The sequence below is a fragment of the Bacillus sp. 17RED48 genome (assembly GCF_019837545.1).
GTDB classification, from domain to species: Bacteria; Bacillota; Bacilli; order Bacillales; family Bacillaceae_G; genus Bacillus_A; species Bacillus_A wiedmannii.
Genome location: NZ_JADAXG010000008.1, coordinates 181,215 through 197,897 on the forward strand (window position 1 = coordinate 181,215; position 16,683 = coordinate 197,897).

22 protein-coding genes and 1 pseudogene are annotated in these 16,683 nt (G+C 35.8%); 14 read left to right on the forward strand and 9 right to left on the reverse strand.

Annotated features, from left to right (window positions below):
- Nucleotides 1-39 precede the first annotated feature (39 nt).
- From ILT06_RS25875 to phnA, 4 genes and pseudogenes are all read left to right on the forward strand, one after another.
- Nucleotides 40-834, forward strand: a complete 795-nt coding sequence (locus ILT06_RS25875; RefSeq protein WP_088046862.1) for a nucleotidyltransferase domain-containing protein — start codon at nucleotides 40-42, stop codon at nucleotides 832-834.
- A 96-nt stretch (nucleotides 835-930) separates the two neighbouring features.
- Nucleotides 931-1,608 (forward strand): CPBP family intramembrane glutamic endopeptidase, encoded by a 678-nt coding sequence (locus ILT06_RS25880; RefSeq protein ID WP_222655646.1) that lies wholly within the window; start codon nucleotides 931-933, stop codon nucleotides 1,606-1,608.
- A gap of 119 nt (nucleotides 1,609-1,727) precedes the next feature.
- Nucleotides 1,728-2,009: pseudogene (locus ILT06_RS25885) on the forward strand (DUF2628 domain-containing protein); the annotation flags it as partial.
- A 234-nt stretch (nucleotides 2,010-2,243) separates the two neighbouring features.
- Nucleotides 2,244-2,585, forward strand: coding sequence for an alkylphosphonate utilization operon protein PhnA (gene phnA, locus ILT06_RS25890; protein WP_000212737.1), 342 nt, complete (start codon nucleotides 2,244-2,246; stop codon nucleotides 2,583-2,585).
- A 92-nt stretch (nucleotides 2,586-2,677) separates the two neighbouring features.
- On the opposite strand, the gene ILT06_RS25895 is transcribed toward phnA, so the two are convergent.
- The 4 genes from ILT06_RS25895 to ILT06_RS25910 form a co-directional block, all read right to left on the reverse strand.
- Nucleotides 2,678-3,475, reverse strand: a complete 798-nt coding sequence (locus ILT06_RS25895; RefSeq protein WP_000679243.1) for an ABC transporter permease — start codon at nucleotides 3,473-3,475, stop codon at nucleotides 2,678-2,680.
- Complete coding sequence (locus ILT06_RS25900; protein ID WP_076541849.1) at nucleotides 3,459-4,118, reverse strand: ABC transporter ATP-binding protein; 660 nt, start codon at nucleotides 4,116-4,118, stop codon at nucleotides 3,459-3,461. Before ILT06_RS25900 ends, ILT06_RS25895 begins: the two co-directional genes overlap by 17 nt.
- Before the next feature lie 54 nt (nucleotides 4,119-4,172).
- Nucleotides 4,173-4,346: an aspartyl-phosphate phosphatase Spo0E family protein gene (locus ILT06_RS25905; RefSeq protein ID WP_063222111.1), complete on the reverse strand. Its 174-nt coding sequence runs from the start codon at nucleotides 4,344-4,346 to the stop codon at nucleotides 4,173-4,175.
- A gap of 231 nt (nucleotides 4,347-4,577) precedes the next feature.
- A complete protein-coding gene (locus ILT06_RS25910; protein ID WP_064476298.1) occupies nucleotides 4,578-5,648 on the reverse strand; it encodes an NAD(P)/FAD-dependent oxidoreductase in 1,071 nt (356 codons plus the stop codon).
- A 353-nt stretch (nucleotides 5,649-6,001) separates the two neighbouring features.
- Between ILT06_RS25910 and ILT06_RS25915 the strand changes: the two genes are divergently transcribed.
- From ILT06_RS25915 to ILT06_RS25925, 3 genes are all read left to right on the forward strand, one after another.
- Nucleotides 6,002-6,241, forward strand: coding sequence for a YuzB family protein (locus ILT06_RS25915; RefSeq protein WP_000595025.1), 240 nt, complete (start codon nucleotides 6,002-6,004; stop codon nucleotides 6,239-6,241).
- Nucleotides 6,242-6,484: 243 nt separating this feature from the next.
- Complete coding sequence (dapF, locus tag ILT06_RS25920; RefSeq protein ID WP_064476299.1) at nucleotides 6,485-7,351, forward strand: diaminopimelate epimerase; 867 nt, start codon at nucleotides 6,485-6,487, stop codon at nucleotides 7,349-7,351.
- Between the two features lie 41 nt (nucleotides 7,352-7,392).
- Nucleotides 7,393-7,746, forward strand: coding sequence for a HesB/IscA family protein (locus ILT06_RS25925; protein WP_000573830.1), 354 nt, complete (start codon nucleotides 7,393-7,395; stop codon nucleotides 7,744-7,746).
- A gap of 146 nt (nucleotides 7,747-7,892) precedes the next feature.
- On the opposite strand, the gene ILT06_RS25930 is transcribed toward ILT06_RS25925, so the two are convergent.
- The gene (locus ILT06_RS25930; RefSeq protein ID WP_064476300.1) at nucleotides 7,893-8,456 is read right to left on the reverse strand and encodes a GNAT family N-acetyltransferase; all 564 of its coding nucleotides are present in this window, start codon (nucleotides 8,454-8,456) and stop codon (nucleotides 7,893-7,895) included.
- A 256-nt stretch (nucleotides 8,457-8,712) separates the two neighbouring features.
- Between ILT06_RS25930 and ILT06_RS25935 the strand changes: the two genes are divergently transcribed.
- From ILT06_RS25935 to ILT06_RS25945, 3 genes are all read left to right on the forward strand, one after another.
- Entirely contained in the window at nucleotides 8,713-8,901 is a 189-nt protein-coding gene (locus ILT06_RS25935; RefSeq protein WP_064476301.1) for a hypothetical protein, read from the forward strand.
- Between the two features lie 66 nt (nucleotides 8,902-8,967).
- The gene (locus ILT06_RS25940) at nucleotides 8,968-9,075 is read left to right on the forward strand and encodes a methyltransferase (protein ID WP_081257367.1); all 108 of its coding nucleotides are present in this window, start codon (nucleotides 8,968-8,970) and stop codon (nucleotides 9,073-9,075) included.
- 105 nt (nucleotides 9,076-9,180) lie between these two features.
- Nucleotides 9,181-9,534 carry a YxeA family protein gene (locus tag ILT06_RS25945; RefSeq protein WP_098101656.1) on the forward strand — a complete coding sequence of 118 codons (354 nt, stop codon included), beginning with the start codon at nucleotides 9,181-9,183 and terminating at the stop codon, nucleotides 9,532-9,534.
- A 27-nt stretch (nucleotides 9,535-9,561) separates the two neighbouring features.
- Here the strand turns inward: ILT06_RS25945 and ILT06_RS25950 are convergent, their stop codons facing one another.
- On the reverse strand, nucleotides 9,562-10,023 hold the full coding sequence (locus ILT06_RS25950; RefSeq protein ID WP_098111116.1) for a 2-thiouracil desulfurase family protein: 462 nt from the start codon (nucleotides 10,021-10,023) through the stop codon (nucleotides 9,562-9,564).
- A 77-nt stretch (nucleotides 10,024-10,100) separates the two neighbouring features.
- Between ILT06_RS25950 and ILT06_RS25955 the strand changes: the two genes are divergently transcribed.
- The gene (locus ILT06_RS25955; protein ID WP_149173740.1) at nucleotides 10,101-10,982 is read left to right on the forward strand and encodes a helix-turn-helix domain-containing protein; all 882 of its coding nucleotides are present in this window, start codon (nucleotides 10,101-10,103) and stop codon (nucleotides 10,980-10,982) included.
- A 17-nt stretch (nucleotides 10,983-10,999) separates the two neighbouring features.
- Here ILT06_RS25955 and ILT06_RS25960 read toward each other — a convergent pair whose 3' ends face one another.
- The 3 genes from ILT06_RS25960 to ILT06_RS25970 all read right to left on the reverse strand — a co-directional run bounded on the left by ILT06_RS25960 (nucleotide 11,000) and on the right by ILT06_RS25970 (nucleotide 14,014).
- Entirely contained in the window at nucleotides 11,000-12,247 is a 1,248-nt protein-coding gene (locus tag ILT06_RS25960) for an MFS transporter (RefSeq protein WP_064476305.1), read from the reverse strand.
- 175 nt (nucleotides 12,248-12,422) lie between these two features.
- Entirely contained in the window at nucleotides 12,423-12,899 is a 477-nt protein-coding gene (locus tag ILT06_RS25965) for a GyrI-like domain-containing protein (protein WP_064476306.1), read from the reverse strand.
- Between the two features lie 125 nt (nucleotides 12,900-13,024).
- The gene (locus ILT06_RS25970) at nucleotides 13,025-14,014 is read right to left on the reverse strand and encodes an NAD(P)/FAD-dependent oxidoreductase (protein ID WP_000829782.1); all 990 of its coding nucleotides are present in this window, start codon (nucleotides 14,012-14,014) and stop codon (nucleotides 13,025-13,027) included.
- 462 nt (nucleotides 14,015-14,476) lie between these two features.
- Here ILT06_RS25970 and ILT06_RS25975 point away from each other — a divergent pair, with 462 nt between their 5' ends.
- The 3 genes from ILT06_RS25975 (at nucleotide 14,477) to ILT06_RS25985 (ending at nucleotide 16,629) form a co-directional block, all read left to right on the forward strand.
- On the forward strand, nucleotides 14,477-15,685 hold the full coding sequence (locus ILT06_RS25975) for an NAD(P)/FAD-dependent oxidoreductase (RefSeq protein WP_064476307.1): 1,209 nt from the start codon (nucleotides 14,477-14,479) through the stop codon (nucleotides 15,683-15,685).
- A 123-nt stretch (nucleotides 15,686-15,808) separates the two neighbouring features.
- On the forward strand, nucleotides 15,809-16,315 hold the full coding sequence (locus ILT06_RS25980; protein WP_064476308.1) for an NUDIX hydrolase: 507 nt from the start codon (nucleotides 15,809-15,811) through the stop codon (nucleotides 16,313-16,315).
- Entirely contained in the window at nucleotides 16,312-16,629 is a 318-nt protein-coding gene (locus ILT06_RS25985) for a YuiB family protein (protein WP_000027007.1), read from the forward strand. Before ILT06_RS25980 ends, ILT06_RS25985 begins: the two co-directional genes overlap by 4 nt.
- Nucleotides 16,630-16,683: the final 54 nt, after the last annotated feature.

The following is a 16,683-nucleotide window of genomic DNA, read 5'->3' on the forward strand; positions in this document are numbered from 1 at the left end:
GCGAATTCGCAAAGGCTCTTTTTTATTGGAGGGATAGATGTGAAAAATGGAGTGAAGCATGCGTTACCAACGGAAGTACAACAGTTAATGGAGCGGTACACAGTAGAATTAAAAGAAATTTTTTTGGACGAAAAGATAGTCGGGGTATATATTTACGGCTCCATCGCACTTGGTGCATTTCATGCAGAAACGAGCGATGTTGATTTTGTTACGGTAATAAGTGATTCTGTGAATGAAGCTGAAAAACAGCAACTTGTAGAACTTCATAAGAAACTTAGTGATAGTACGTTAGGTAAAAGAATGGATGGTATGTATATTCCGCTTGCTGATTTAGGAAAATACAATGATGAAATGAATGAGTACGTGTATTGTGCAGATGGTAAAGCAAATATAGGTCATTGGGATATTAATGCGGTCACATGGTGGACGTTAAAAAATCAAGGTATTACAGTTACTGGGAAAGAAGCTGAAGATCTTTCGTTTCAAATAAGGTGGGACGATGTAGTAAATACGATGAAATACAACGTAGAACAATACTGGAGTGAAAAAGCAAAGCAGCCATATTTATTTTTCGTAGAAGAGTGGGTAGAATCAGCTGTCGTTACGATGGGCCGTATTTTATATACACTGGATCATAAAACAATCGTTTCAAAAGATAGTGGATTGCAATACTTGTTAGAACGTTCAGCGGAAGAATGGGGACTTTTATTAAAAGAAGTAGCGAGAATACGGCAGAATCCAAAAGAAAAGCGAATGCTCTCAAGGTGGAGAAGGGCAGATATGACGAGGAAGTACTTACTGCATTTAATTGAAACATGTAGAGAGAAATGGTAGGAAAAAAACAGATGATACATTAGATTGTATCGTCTGTTTTTGTGTTAGAATTGGTATATAATGGATTAAAAGGTTTAATTATACTGGAGGGATAGGATGAATACAGAATTAGCTACATATGAAGAAAAGAATGTACAAATGAGTATGCGCGAAGTAATTAGTATGATAATAATTATTTTTGGAGTCATGTATGGAATTGATTTTTTGAACATTATATATGACTCTTCCTTATATCCATGGTATGTAGATTATCTTATTCCGCCTTTAACATTTCTTACTATTATTTTAATATACTCATCAGTAAGAAATTACTGTGCACATTTATTAAAATCAATACAGTTCAATAATTTTAAGCATTATGTAACGATAGTAATGACGATGATCGTACTGCTTATATATCTTGCGGTATTAAATTTAGTTTTACCACATGGGCTTGGTGTGAATGAATCTAATATAGTAATAGAGCCTACTAAAAGTGAAATCATTTTATACGTAGTTGTACTCACAATTTTCGCACCGATTTGGGAAGAACTTTTATTTCGGGGGATGTTTTTCACAAAATTATCTCAGCGCTTTTCTACACTTACTAGTATTGTTATAAGTGCTTTTATATTTACTTTAGGGCATCCACTTACTTTAGGTGGTGTTTTATATATTTTTGGTGGTGGTATATGTTTAGCCTACACTTATAAGAAAACAAATAATTTACTCGTTCCATGGGTAATTCATTTATTCAATAATTCATTTTTTATATTAGTAAATTTTCAACTGTAAAAAGACGCCTTTTTGAAAAGGGCGTCTTTCGTATTTTGGAGAAATGGATTTACATGTACTGTGTAGAGGTAAGGTAATACGAAATATAGATAGTTTCATGTGAAACATTTTTATTATCAAATATACAAAATGTCGTTCGCTAAAGTAGTGAAGGTGTTACTTGAGAGATTATGACGGATGATCCAACTTGGAAGTTTGTGAAGAAAGAAAAAGATTATGACGTAGTAGAGTTTACTGGTTATGATTATACAGAGAAGAAAAATGTGAAAATAAAATTTGCTGTTTATTTTAGTGAAGACTATTTTGAATGGCAAGAAGTATATGAGAATAATAAAAAGTTAAGTGAAGAAGAGTTAGAAGAGTATCAATTTTATATTGAAGAAAATAGTTGGAGTTTCTAGTGAAAACTCGTTTATTTTGAAAAGAAGAATCCTGTGAAGGTTCATTTTTTTTATTGGAAACACCATACGAATTGAAAATTTGTAAAATACAATAATAAATGAGAATTCCAGGTAGGCTTGTCAATAACGTAAGACTATGGCACTATAAAGAAATGCTGTACAAATTTTATTTATCGAGATGTAAACATCAATTTTGATTTTTACGTATAAATAATGAACGGAGGAAATGAATTTATGGCTACTTTACCAAATTGTCCAAAATGTAATTCAGAATATACGTATGAGGATGGCGTTCTATTCGTATGTCCAGAATGTGCTCATGAGTGGGGCCAAGAAGCAGAAGCTGAAAATAATGATGGTGCAAAAGTTGTAAAAGATGCAAACGGAAACGTTCTTCAAGATGGCGATGCTGTTACTGTCATTAAAGATTTAAAAGTAAAAGGAACTTCTTCAGTTGTGAAGATCGGTACGAAAGTAAAGAGTATCCGTCTAGTTGATGGCGATCACGATATTGATTGTAAAATCGACGGTTTCGGAGCTATGAAGTTAAAATCACAGTTCGTTAAGAAGGCGTAAGTAAAAAGAGGAGGCGATTAGCCTCCTCTTTTTTATTGTCATTTTTTATCGGTAAGTCTATATAATTTTATTTACCGTGAACAGTGCAACATTTACCGCGCACCATAGTCAATTTCTTTTAACTGACACCGTTTATTAAAGAATGTTTTATATCCAAGCTGTAAAAAGATAATGACAGCAAAGGCAGTACTCCCAGAAATACCGAGTATGATGGCGATTTGATATTGAATGGCTGTAAATGGTGATACACCAGCTAAGATTTGACCAGTCATCATGCCTGGTAGGCTTATAATTCCCATTCCGACCATGGAGTTGATTGTTGGCAAAATAGCAGAGTCAAAAGCGTCACGTATGAGCGGAGCAGTTGCTTCTTTCGGTGTTGCACCGAGCATAAGTGCTCCTTCAATTTGACCTCTTTGCGATTTCATATTGTTTAAGAACGTATTTGCACCGAGAGAAACACCTGTCATTGCATTTCCAACTAACATTCCTGTAATCGGAACGATATATTGCGGAGCATACCAAGGATCATGCCCGATAATAACAAAGATAAATAGTAGAAGTGGCCCGATTGATCCGGCAACCATGGAAAGCGCGGCTACTCGTTTTAAGTCTTTTGACATCGGGATGTTAACTCGTTTATAAATATTAAAAATGGCAAAGGTAGTAATAGAAGTAATAAGAGCAATTGTATAAAATGGATTACTATTTTCAAATACGTATGTAAGGACATATGCAACAAGTACGAGCTGAATCGTCATACGGAATGTTGCGAGCGCAATTTGTTTTTCACGCGGTATTCCTTTTAATTTTACAAGACCTATTAAAATAAGAATAAAAATATATGCAGCGGCAAGTTGCCAAATTTGGAGTTCAATAACGCCCTTCAACTGAGAGCACTTCCTTTCTAGTTGCACCGTTTGTTTTGCTAATTTCAATAATATCGTCTGCAATTTCTTCTGGAAGTTGTTGTGAGTGTGTGATGAAGATAACTGTTTTTTTCTTTTCTTTTGCTAGCATAGTAAATTGTTTCATAACGCGGCGTTCTGTATCGCTATCTAGTGCCGAGGTTGGTTCATCTAATAAATAAACAGGTGGATCCATAAGTACGATACGTGCAAAAGCAAGTCGCTGTTTTTCTCCGCCTGATAATGAATCGGCGTTGTCTTCTAAATTTTTTTCTAAGCTAACAGTCGTTAGTGCGCCTCGCAAAATATCATCATTTGGAAATGGTTTTTCAGAAAGACGAAGTCCCATTAATAAATTGTCTTTAATCGTTCCATCAAAAATAGGTGGAGTTTGCCCAAGCATGACTACGTCACGTCGTAATTGAATAGGAGGATAATCAGAAATCAGCTTTCCGTTATATTCAATTGTACCGGATGTTGGAGATTGTAAATCATTTAGCATGCGAAGCAATGTACTTTTTCCGCTCCCACTCTCACCGATAATACATGTGATTTTTTCTTTTTGAATCTGTAAATAAGGAATGTGTAGTATATCTTTGTATGTAACGTCTTTTAATATAAACATAAATGGCTCCTTTCTGATTCTATTTATATCGTATCAAAAAAGAGAAGATAACGGTTATAAAGAGCAACGTTTTTTCTTCGTCTTGAGTTTTATTAATAAGTTAAGTAAACGATCTAATTCTTGACTGAAAGAAATCACTTTATCATGAGTGAATCCGTACTTTTCAACGAGATAGATCAATTCTTTCTTCTTTACTTCTATTCGATTGTTTAGTTTCGTTAAGTTCATAAGTGAAATGGAATACCTCCTGTAAAAGTGTTTACAACATAAAAAAATAAGACCGAATGACTTCGGTCTTAAAGGAAATAAAACAACTTATAAATAGCATACACTGTTCATCGATAGTTTTTAATATAAAAATGAAAAATAAATCATTATCCATATTGAGAAAGATGTGTCTGAAAATTATATTGTAACTCATAAAAGAGGCTGCCTACTTAGTAGACAGCTTGTAAAGTATTAACCTTTATGATATTTATACATCCAAAGAAGACCGGATTTTAATAATCTCGGTACACGTCCCATTAATGGTTGGTTTGCAAGTAAACCGAAGCCGTGCTTCTTACCAAGAGAGCCGAGAACACCTTTTAATTTGATTACAGGTAGTTCGTCAGGAAGTGGTTCATTGTTCCAACGTTTTAATAATATTTGGACAATTTGCTCTCCTTGACCTTCAGCAAGTTGTGCAGATGGAGCGTGTGGAAGTGCTGCGCAATCTCCTACAACATACACGTGCTCGTTATTTGGAATATTGTGATATTTTGTTAAAACAACCCGTCCGCTACCATCTTGTTCAACTGGAAGGTTTCGAACAACTTCATTTGCTTGAATACCAGCTGTCCAGACGATTGCATCACATTCAAGTGGTTCATCGTGGTTGTACACAATATTTGGTTCTACTTTTGTAATGTTAGCGTTTCGTATAATAGTAACCTTATGTTTTACGAACCATTCTTCTACGTATCTACTTAATTTCTCTGGATATGGGAATAGAATTCTATCTTTTCGATCAAATAAGTGAATTTTTAAATCAGAACGGCTTTCGCGAAGTTCACTTGCAACTTCAACGCCACTTAATCCAGCGCCAACGACAGCTACTGTTGCGTTTGGTTCTAGACTATTTAATTGTTCATATGTCTTACGTGTTTGTTCAATCGATTGTAGGCTATGTGTATATTCCTTCGCCCCAGGAACGTTATGATATTTATCCTCACAGCCAAGACCGATAATTAAATCATCATATTGGATCGCTTCGCCGCCATCGAGATGAACAGCTTTTTCTTCGAGATCAATATTTGTTATTGTGCCGTATTGAATATTGAGGCGTGGGTGCTCGGGAAACGGTATACGAATATGTGTTTCTGAAATAGTACCCGCAACTAATGCATAATATTCAGTTTTGAAGCAATGATATGGTACTTTGTCGATTAATGTCACTTGTACATCATCTGGAAGTTGGTTGCTTGGAAGTAGCCTCTGCAGAATTCTCATTCCACCGTAGCCGCCACCTAGTATTACGAGGTGTTTCATGATGGATTACCCCTTTTCTGTTGAAATATCCCCTAATCATACAATTTTATATTAATAAAATATTTCGACTTTACTCAATCAAATTATATCGAATTTGTGAACAAATAACAATGCATGAATGAATACTCTGTTGTACAATAAGAAGAAAAGTAAAGTAAACTGTTTTTCCTTTTTAGTTACTATTTCATTGCAGGTAGCATGTTATATAAAATAAGACCATCTACTTTGAAGTGAAATAGTGAAGTAACTAAATAGTTTAGAATGTATAACGAAAACAACAAGAGACAGCTTAGTTTTCTTCTTAATAGATAGAGTCAGAAGGTAATTTGTTTTGTAGTACAGGGGGGAGAATTTTGATTAAACCATTAATTGAATTTTGTGTAGGTAACCTTGCGAGTGGATCACAAGCAGCTTTAGAGAAATTAGAAAAAGATCCGAATTTAGATGTAATGGAGTATGGTTGTTTAGGATATTGTGGCATTTGTTTTGAAGGACCGTTTGCACTTGTAAATGGTGAAGTAGTACAAGGTGCTACAGTAGAAGAACTGGTCAATAATGTATATGATTATTTGGATGAAAATCCAATGTTTTAAGGTGTTGCAATCAGCAGCACCTTTTTCTTTTTCTATTAGATAAAATTTTCTTTCCCGGGGGAGGATAATATTGTATATAAATAAAAAAGGCCCTTGTAAAAGGGCTTTTTTCTTACACAATTTGTGCAAGAATGGCTCATCGCCAAATGTTGTCAAATATGAGAAACGGGGGACATTCATATTGTGTTCTAAAAGCGTGCATTTTATACTTAAAATAACAAACTATTTTTGGAGTGAATACAAATGAGCCGATTTTCTTTTACAAAAATGCATGGTCTTGGCAATAGTTATATATATGTAAATATGTTTGAAGAACAAATTCCGGAAGAAGATTTAGCTCTTGTGGCGGAAAAGGTTTCCAATATTAATACTGGTATTGGAGCAGATGGGATGATTTTAATTTGTCCATCTGACGTAGCTCCGGTGAAAATGCGCATGTTTAATAATGATGGTTCAGAAGGAAAGAGTTGTGGTAACGGTTTACGATGCGTAGCGAAATATGCGTATGAGCATAAACTAGTAGAAGAAACAGTTTTCACAATTGAAACGTTAGCTGGTATTGTAACAGCGGAAGTAACGGTAGAAGAAGGGAAAGTTACATTAGCAAAAATCGATATGGGAGCACCGCGTTTAACACGTGCAGAAATACCGATGCTTGGTGAAGGTGAAACACCATTTATTCGTGAAAACTTCTTATACAATAATCATCGCTATGCATTTACAGCTGTTTCAATGGGGAATCCGCATGCGGTTATTTTTGTTGATGATGTAGAACAAGCGCCTCTTACAACACTTGGTCCAGTCTTGGAGACACATGAAATGTTCCCAGAGCGAGTAAATGTTGAATTCATCGAGATTTTGAATGATGCAGAGATGAACTTCCGCGTTTGGGAACGTGGATCTGGTGTAACACAAGCTTGTGGAACAGGGGCGTGTGCTGCAGTTGTAGCCTCTATTTTAAATGGGAAAATGGAACATGGTAAGGAAATTACAGTTCATTTAGCTGGCGGCGATTTAATGATTGCATGGACAGAAGAAGGCAATGTGTTAATGAAAGGACCAGCAGAAGTAATTTGCCGCGGAGTGTATGAGTACAAGATAGAAGCGTAAAGATGTATAATAGAATGAGAACAGAAAGGATGGTGTATTTCATGATTGAAGTAACAGAACAAGCAGCTTTTCAAATTAAAGATATGTTAAAAGATGCTGAAGATGGAGAGAAGTACGTGCGCCTTGCTGTACATGGCGGCGGATGTACGGGCCTTTCTTACGGCTTAGGATTTGAAGTAGAACCAAAAGAAGACGACACAGTTCTTGAGTTTTTCGGTGTTGAATTTGTTATCGATACAGAAAGTGCTCCAATTGTTAAAGGAGTAAAAATTGATTATAAACAATCTATGCTTGGCGGCGGATTTACAATCGACAATCCAAACGCAATCGCATCATGCGGATGTGGATCATCTTTCCGTACAGCGACGAATGCTGGTAAGCCAGAAGAGTGCTAAGTTTTTAGCAGAAATAGAGAAAGACCTTTTTAGCGATGAAATAAAATCGTTAAGGAGGTCTTTTCTTTTGTCGTAAAAAATCAAAAACGTCGCCTTCCCAATTTAGAAACCGACTTTAAGATATGTTGCACAACGAATGTTAAAATCTAATTTATTTTTGCATAGATGCAAGTATCAGTTAGTTGTTTGCCGTCAGCTGAAAGATCTTCATTACGTAATGTCCCTTCAAGCTCAAAACCTAGTTTTTCAGGGATTGCACGACTTTTCGTATTATTACGTTCACATCGTATTTCAATCCTTCTAAATTTGAATAACTGAAATCCAAAGTTTATTAACGCACTTACTACTTCTGTCATATATCCATTACCACTAAATTGCGTGTTAATCCAGTATCCAATTTCACATTTAGAAACCTTCCAATCGATTTCGTGAAGGCTAGCCGTTCCAATAAAATCATTCGTCTCCTTATGGTAGATAAGATAGCGAAAGCTTTCTCTTTTCAAAAAATCTATATGCGCATTTCTCAGGAGAATTTCGGTTTCTTCAACAGTAGGAATTGACTGGAATAAAAGTAGCCATTGCTTTAATTCACGAATGGAATCTTTAATAGCTTCGTGTACGATATTCCCTTCACCAGCTTGAAGTGGTGCCCGAAGAATGAGTCTGTCTGTTTCTATTTGTAACGGAACATCCAATAAAATAGGGTTCATAGTATTTCTCTCCTCGAAAACTTTAAATTAGGACATATAAAAACTTTCGCTCGAAAGCTAGAAAACAATAAGTATATATTCAATTCATCATTTAGAAATCCCTTTTCATATATTGAAGACGAAACTGCCAGTTGGTACAAAAAAATAGCTGCTAAAGTAGCTTTAAGTTGTTCAACTTATGCATTATTATTTATTTGAGCTTCTTTTAAAGTTCTCTTTGTTTGAGTTATATTTGAAGGGTAGAAAGAGGAGATATATGCTGGAAGATATTTTTGAATTTATATTGAAGTACGTTATAGGTTCTATTTTTAGAGTTATAAGATACCTTGTGATAGATATTATAATAGAATGCATAATAGAAGGTGTAATAAACGGTATAAGGAAATTACGTGATAAAATCTGTGATAAGTGGCGAAACTGGCGTGAAAGACGTTATTGGCGGTAATAGGTACATAAAAAATTGGCAGTAAAGAGATAGAGGATAAAATGCCTTAAGGGGGATGATTAATTCATTTCCCTTAAGGCTTTTTATAACGAAGTAGTAGCAACTCATCCAAGTTTAGAATCCGTACTCAGTCCAATTGGTGACGGAATGACGGTTTCTAAAGTGAAGAAATAATGATTATCTTACAAAAGTGTAATGTTCATGTCATGTTTTTGAATTTCTTCTTTAAAGCTTAGGCTTTAAGATAACAATATAAGAAAAACACATGAGGTGAAGGAAATGAAAAGATATATTGCACTTTTTAGTATTTTAGTTGTATTTGCAAGCCTATTAGTTGGTTGTGATTTAAATCGTATGGGTAAAGACGAGTATTACGTTCAAATTACAGTAGATGGAAAAGAGTATAATGGTAAATCTGATAATGGTGAGCCGTATAAAAATTACGAATATAAACTAAATGGTTTTGATAAAGACGGGAAAGAAAAAGAATTAGAATTTAATGCACAAAAAAATCTTCGTAAAGAAGCATTCTTACGTGTATATCACTCAGATAAAAAAGGTGTATCAGCTTGGGAAGAAGTAAAGAAAGATGAGCTTCCTGCGAAAGTGAAAGAAAAATTAGGTGCAAAATAAGAAAGAAAAAGGAATTGACGAACAGGGTCAATTCCTTTTTATATTCTCGAAATCCTCTTCTGAAATGACTTTCAATCCATGTCTTTTGAATAAAGCAGTTGTTACCCCGTAACCAGTTTGTTTATTCCCGTTAAATTCTCCAGTGTAAATCGTAGAACTACCACAAGATGGACTGCGTTCCTTTAAAATAATATATTCTGGATGTAAATCTTTCATTTGTTCTAGAGCTTTATAAGCACCGCTCACGAAAGCTTCTGTAACATCTTCACCGTCTTTTGTCATCACTTTCGCTTTCCCATCTAAAACATCATCGCCATTCCCGCCAATAATTTCAGCTGAAGGACGAGGCGTTGGTAATCCTCCTAATACTTCAGGACAAATGAGGACTGTATCTTCTTGTTGCAGTAGCTCCTCTATTTTTGAAACGAGATTGTCATTTCCATCATACCGACAAGCGATACCACCTAAACAAGCGCTAATTACGATCATATTGTCACCTCCAAAAAAATTTAAAATATCACGCCAATTTTGCTTCCTGACTCTTACCTATAAATGAGGTGATAAAAATGGGAAGCTTATATAATTTAATGAAACCATATAGTGAATTTCGAAGTAAAGAAGAGTTTAATACATATCAAAGACAAATTTTGAAGTGCTATCGATTTGAATTAAATAAAACGGATACTACCATCATTCATTTTTTAGGAAAGTATGCGGTGAATGAGAAACAGAAAACAGTGGGAGTTGCTTGTCCGTTAATGGAGACGATTGCTACAAAAGTTGGAAAGAGCATTCGTACAGTACGCCGCTCAATTGCAAAGTTAGAGGAACTAGGAATTATAAAGCGTGTTGCGACAAAAGAAAGACATAAGCGCGGCGGATATAGTGCGAACTTATATGTATTTCTTACATCTGCAATTGACCGCATGGATGACCGTATGAAACTGTCCGCATGTGAAAGTGAGGATCGTGTAGATGGCTGTAGTAAAAATGAGCAAAAAAGTGAAGGGGAAACAATTATTTTTAAAAACATTCCACAAATAAAAGAGAATAGAAAAGAAACGTACGAACTTGATGAGACGTATTGCCGTCACGATATACCGAAGCCTTTTATATACGCACTTGTGCCAATGACGCGTAATCCGAAAAAGATTAATATATTTTGGAGTAAGGTGGAACTTGCATATAAAAAGAGCGGGTTACTAGAGCAAGGTGTTTTACTGGAGCAAATATTAGCTGATGAAGAAGTGTATGGAAATTTCATTTGGCGAGTAAAGAGTGTTGTGAGAGCGTATAAATACGGGGAAATCCGTAAAAATGTTAAGGCGCTCTTATATAGTACAGTGCGGGATCTATTTTTAGAGGTTGGACTAGAATGGGGAGCAGCTGTGAGAAGAAGTAAGGGGATACTGTTATTTGATCCGTTTAAAAAGGAGCCATGCGTATAACACATGACTCCAAGTAGTTAATCAAACTTTCTTACAACTGGAACACGAATCGCTACAAAGAGTACGAAGACGATAACGGCGATTGCACCGCTTTTCATAACGGTTACGATTGGAAGTCCTATTGCAAGTGCGATTGATGTGAATGCATAAGAAAGCGGGATAAAGCCCATTGATGAGAGCATAAGTAAACTCATTACGCGTCCCATCATTTCTTCTTTTACTGTCGATTGAATCATCGCCATAAGCGGAACGATAGCCATTGCAATTGTAATACCGTAAAACATGCCAGCTAATAATGCTTGCCAAAGTACGGTGCTAAAGTTGATTGATAAGAAGAATACACCAGACAGTAGCATCATGATAATACAAAATAGACCGCGTCTACGATTAATATTTTTTAAACCGACAATGACAGCGCCTATTGCCATTCCGCCTCCTACAGATGCTTCTAAGTAACTGAACTGAAGCGAGTCACCGTGCAGAACATTTTTAACGAAAAGCGGGAAACCAACTTGCATCGGACCGATTAAAAATAAGTTTAAAAAGGCGCTACAAAGAAGGAAAGTTGAAAGGAATGGTGATTCCTTTACATATAAAATTCCTTCTTTAATAGAAGTGAACATGCCTTTGTCTGTATTTTGCTGTTCTGGCATCGTAAATTGTATTTTTTGAACGAGTATGGCTGCGACAATTAGTAATAAAATCGTGATCGAAAAGATCGTCTCATAGTTCGTAAATTTGATAAGAATTCCGCCCAGTACAGGGCCTAAGATGACCGATGCTTGATTTGACATTTGTGTAAGTGAGTTTGCTTGTGTTAAACGGCTTTTTTCTACAAGTTCAGGCAAGATAGATCCATCAGCTGACCAGAAAAAAGCATCAGCAAGCCCAAAGAATAAAGCGAATAAAGCAAATGTATATAGTGTTACATCACCTACGATGAACCATGTAAGGATGGTTGCGACAAGAATAGCACGAATAATATTAGAGTAAAACATAATGTTTTTTTTCGGGAATTTATCAGCTACAGCACCGCCGATAATCATAAAAATAAGCCTTGGAACACTAAGAGCTACGAAAACAACACCGAGTGAAGCCTCAAGGTTTAATGTTTTTGCTATGTACCAGGTTTGTGAAAAAGTAAAAAAGGCTAAGGCAAAACTTGAAAAGAGTGTAGCTGCCCAAAGGAAAAGGAAATTTGTATTTTTTAATAACGGTTTCGCATTTTCTTTTAAAGCAGATTTATTTTGTTGTAGTTCCTCCATATTGCTTCCTTTCTATGTGACAAATTTAAACTAAAAAACCTATTAACAATCGTTTTATACAGTTTCTAATATTTCTATACTGCACTTTCTCATTGTAGACAATAATGTTGGGTTTGCACAGTGGCTATTTAACGACAAAAAAGAAGATACCATTTGGTATCTTCTTTTTTGTCGTTCAGGCTAATGCAATATAAATATCTAATTGTACGTTGGTTGGATCTGTTGCTTTTTCATCATAAAGCTCAAAGTCTGTTGTAAAAGCACGTTTGTTTTCTTTCGACCATTGCCAAATATATTCCCAAGCCTCACAAACGACTTCAGCAACTGGTCCTTTTCTCGTTGTAAATACCGCATATGTAGCGGCAGGTATTGTTAAAGTTGTCATATTTTCAGGAACGTCTTCTAATGAAGAAACGGGCATACCGATCGTAAATTGATATGTACCAGTTTCATCCGATTCGTAATTTGAATAGAAAGCGAATGTTTCTTTCGTTTGTTGATTTGGGATGTGATGCATCATTTGTTCTTGGAAGTATCGGTTCCAAAGCTGTGGGATTTTTCCTTCAGTAGATGCTTCTTTTTCGTTTGTCGTCGTAATCGAAACGCCGATTGCTTGGAAAGCTTCTTTTTTTACGATCTTAGGTTCTTTCATTTTAAAATATCCCCCTTATCAAATAGAACGTTTGTTCTTGTTTATTGTAACATATTTTGGAAGGATACGGTAGCACAATAATAAAAGAACTCCTTCACGTAAAAGGAGTTCTTTTCATTTCTATATTAAAACATACTTGAGCTGTGCATCGGTTGAAGTTTTGCGTTTGGATCGAAGTAAGCTTTTGCATTGTTTACTGCTGTTGGTGCTTCACCAAAGCCGCAAGCAATGAGTTTTACTTTTCCTTCATATGTACAAATGTCACCAGCAGCGTAAATGCCAGGAATATTCGTTTCCATTTTTGAGTTCACGAGAATGCTGTTTTTTTGTATATCTAAGCCCCAGTTTTTAATTGGACCAAGAGAGGAAACGAAGCCGTAGTTTACAATTACATCATCCACATCGATGATAATTTTTTCTTCCGTTTTTACGTGTTGAAGAACGACTTGTTCAATATTGTCATCACCAATGAGTTCAACTGGAACGTACGGTGTGCTTACTTCCGCACGGGAATTCATTAAGCTTTCTACGCTATGCTCATGCGCACGGAATTTATCACGGCGATGAACGATTGTAACTTTGTCAGCAATTGGCTCTAACATCATTGTCCAATCAACCGCTGAGTCGCCGCCACCAAATACTACGACGCGCTTACCAGCAAATTTATTCATATCATCAACAAAATAATGTAAGTTTTTCTTTTCGTACTTTGCTGTACCTTCTAATTCTAAGCGGCGTGGCTGGAAAGCACCATTGCCAGCAGTAATAATAACTGATTTAGAATAGTGAGTTTGCTTATTCGTAACAAGTTTAAATATACCGTCAGCTTGTTTCTCAAGCGTATCAACAGCTTCTTCTAAACAAACGGTTGGGTCAAATTTCTTCATTTGCTCTTTTAAGTTATCAACTAATTCTTGTGCACGCACTTTCGGGAATCCAGCTACATCATAAATGTATTTTTCAGGGTAGAGTGCGGATAATTGTCCTCCAAGTTGAGGTAAGCTTTCAATGATTTTTACACTTGCTTGTCTCATGCCGCCATAAAATGCTGTGAACAGTCCTGTTGGACCACCACCAATAATTGTTATGTCGTAAACTTTTTGATTTTCTGCCACTTTCATGCCCCCTATAGATGGAATTTTGATATTGATTTCATATATTGTTCATATGTACAAGAAAATCCTGCAAATGATGACACTTTCAAATAAATGATAGCATATTTGAGTTCATAATACTTCCGAAAACGACTGAATTGTGTGTAAGTTTTCGCATAGATGCTTTTTTAATTGTATAAAATATGGTGAAAGGAAAATACATGAAAAAAAGGTTGAAAAACCCTTGAAAACGCTATGTTATTTTAAAATATTGATAATTCGCCAGACGCTTGAATTCTGGAATAAAACCGACTAATATAGGGAAGTATTATGTTAAATTTCTATGACAAAATTCGTACGATTTTTTGACTGCGTTTTGTTATGATATAGAATGTGATAAATTCCACATTCTTGACAAATAGAGTTTTTAGTACTTGGTATTATTTTTCATTACTATTATATAAAGAAAAGGGTTGTGATTTGGTGAAGACTCCAAAAATCGTAGTTTTAGGTGCAGGTTATGGCGGGATGATTACGACTGTTCGTCTGCAAAAAGCATTATCTGTAAATGAAGCTGAAATTACGTTAGTAAACAACAACAGCTATCACTACCAAGCGACTTGGTTACACGAGAGCGCAGCTGGTACATTACAAGATGAAAAAATCTGTCTAGATATTCAAGACGTTATTGATACAAATAAAGTAAACTTTGTACAAGATACAGTAGTAGAAATTAAAGCTGCTGAAAAACGCATTATCTTAAAAGACGGCGAGTTAGAGTATGACTACTTAGTAATCGGTCTTGGTTTCGAATCAGAAACATTCGGAATTACAGGATTAAAAGAGCATGCATTCTCAATCGCTAACATTAATGCAACTCGTCAAATTCGTGAGCATATGGAAGCTAGTTTCGCTAAATATGCAACTGAACAACGCGATGAGTTAGTAACAATCGTTGTTGGTGGTGCTGGATTTACTGGTATCGAGTACGTAGGTGAGCTTGCAAACCGTGTTCCAGAACTTTGCAAAGAGTACAATGTACCACGTGAAAAAGCACGTATCATCTGTGTAGAGGCTGCTCCAACAGCACTTCCAGGTTTCGATCCAGCATTAGTAGAATATGCTGTAAAACAACTTGAGAAAAAAGGCGTAGAATTCCGCATCGGTACAGCAATTAAAGAAGCAACTGAAGAAGGTATTATCGTTGCAAACGGTGATGATACTGAATTACTTAAGTCTGAAACAGTAGTTTGGGCTGCGGGTGTTCGTGGTAACGGTATTGTAGAAGAGTCTGGCTTTGAAGCAATGCGCGGACGTGTAAAAGTTGATGAGTACATGCACGCTCCAGGATACGAAGATGTATTCATGGTTGGTGACGCAGCGTTAATCATTAACGAAGAAATTAATCGTCCATATCCACCAACGGCACAAATCGCAATTCAAGAAGGTTACAACATTGCACACAACTTAACTGTGTTAGTTCGTGGCAAGGGCGAAATGAAAAAATTCGCATTTGATAATAAAGGATCTGTATGTTCTTTAGGTCATGACGATGCAATGGGCGTTGTTATGGGCAAAAAGTTAACAGGTTGGAAAGCTTCTTTCATGAAGAAAGTTATCGATAACCGTTACCTATTCTTATTAGGTGGACCTTTATTAGTTCTTAAAAAAGGTAAATTAAAGTTCTTTTAATATATAGTAGAAAAAGCAGAAACGGCTAAGAGCTGTTTCTGCTTTTTTCATTTAAAAAATATAGTATAATATATAAAAAAGAAAGAATATTCTGTCCGTTCTAGTAGAGGAGGGTATTACATCATGGAGAAGCGAGGGAAAGTGTGGTTAGCTGTTAGTGGTTTAGTTGCTACAAAAGATGGCAGGTGGCTGTTCGTTAAGAAAAAATACAGTGGATTAAAGGGGAAATGGTCTTTACCGGCTGGTTTTGTAAATGAAGGTGAGACGGTTGATGAAGCTGTGAAACGTGAAGTGTTAGAAGAGACAGGTATCGTCGCTCATGTGAAGGGGATCATTGGTGTTCGATCGGGCGTGATTCGCAATGAGATTAGTGATAATATGATTATTTTCCTTTTGGAGCCTGAAGGAGAAAACATTATTGTACAGGAGAAGGAATTGTCTGAAGTAGCATTTTTACATCCAGATACGATTGCGGACGATCCAAATACGTCTGTACTTATCAAATATTTGTTTGAAGGAAGATCAGAACCACATCTTGAGATGAACAAAACATTAGATCCAGGAGAGCAATTTGGTTATACAGCTTATCACGTATTTACGGCGCAGACGAAGGAGAGGGAGAAAGAGTGAGTATACCGGTACTACTTATTTCAATGATGTTATTTTTCATTTTATTTTTTGGAATTGGATTTTTACTCAACATGATATTGCGAGCGACATGGGTAATGGTTATTGTGTATCCGATTGTTTGTATACTTATTATTAATAAGGCGAGTGTGTGGGATTATTTTTCAAAGCCGAAAGAAACATTCTCTTCATTTGGGACAAGTGTATCGCATTTAGGGCAGGCAGATGTGTTTATTCTATCTACTGGATTAGTAGGTGCTGCCTTAGCCGGAATTGTCATTAAGAAACTTCGGAAAAGCGGATATCAAATGTTTTAATCTCCAATTCATTTGGGGATTATTTTTTTGCATATTCCTTCATCGTATAGGGAA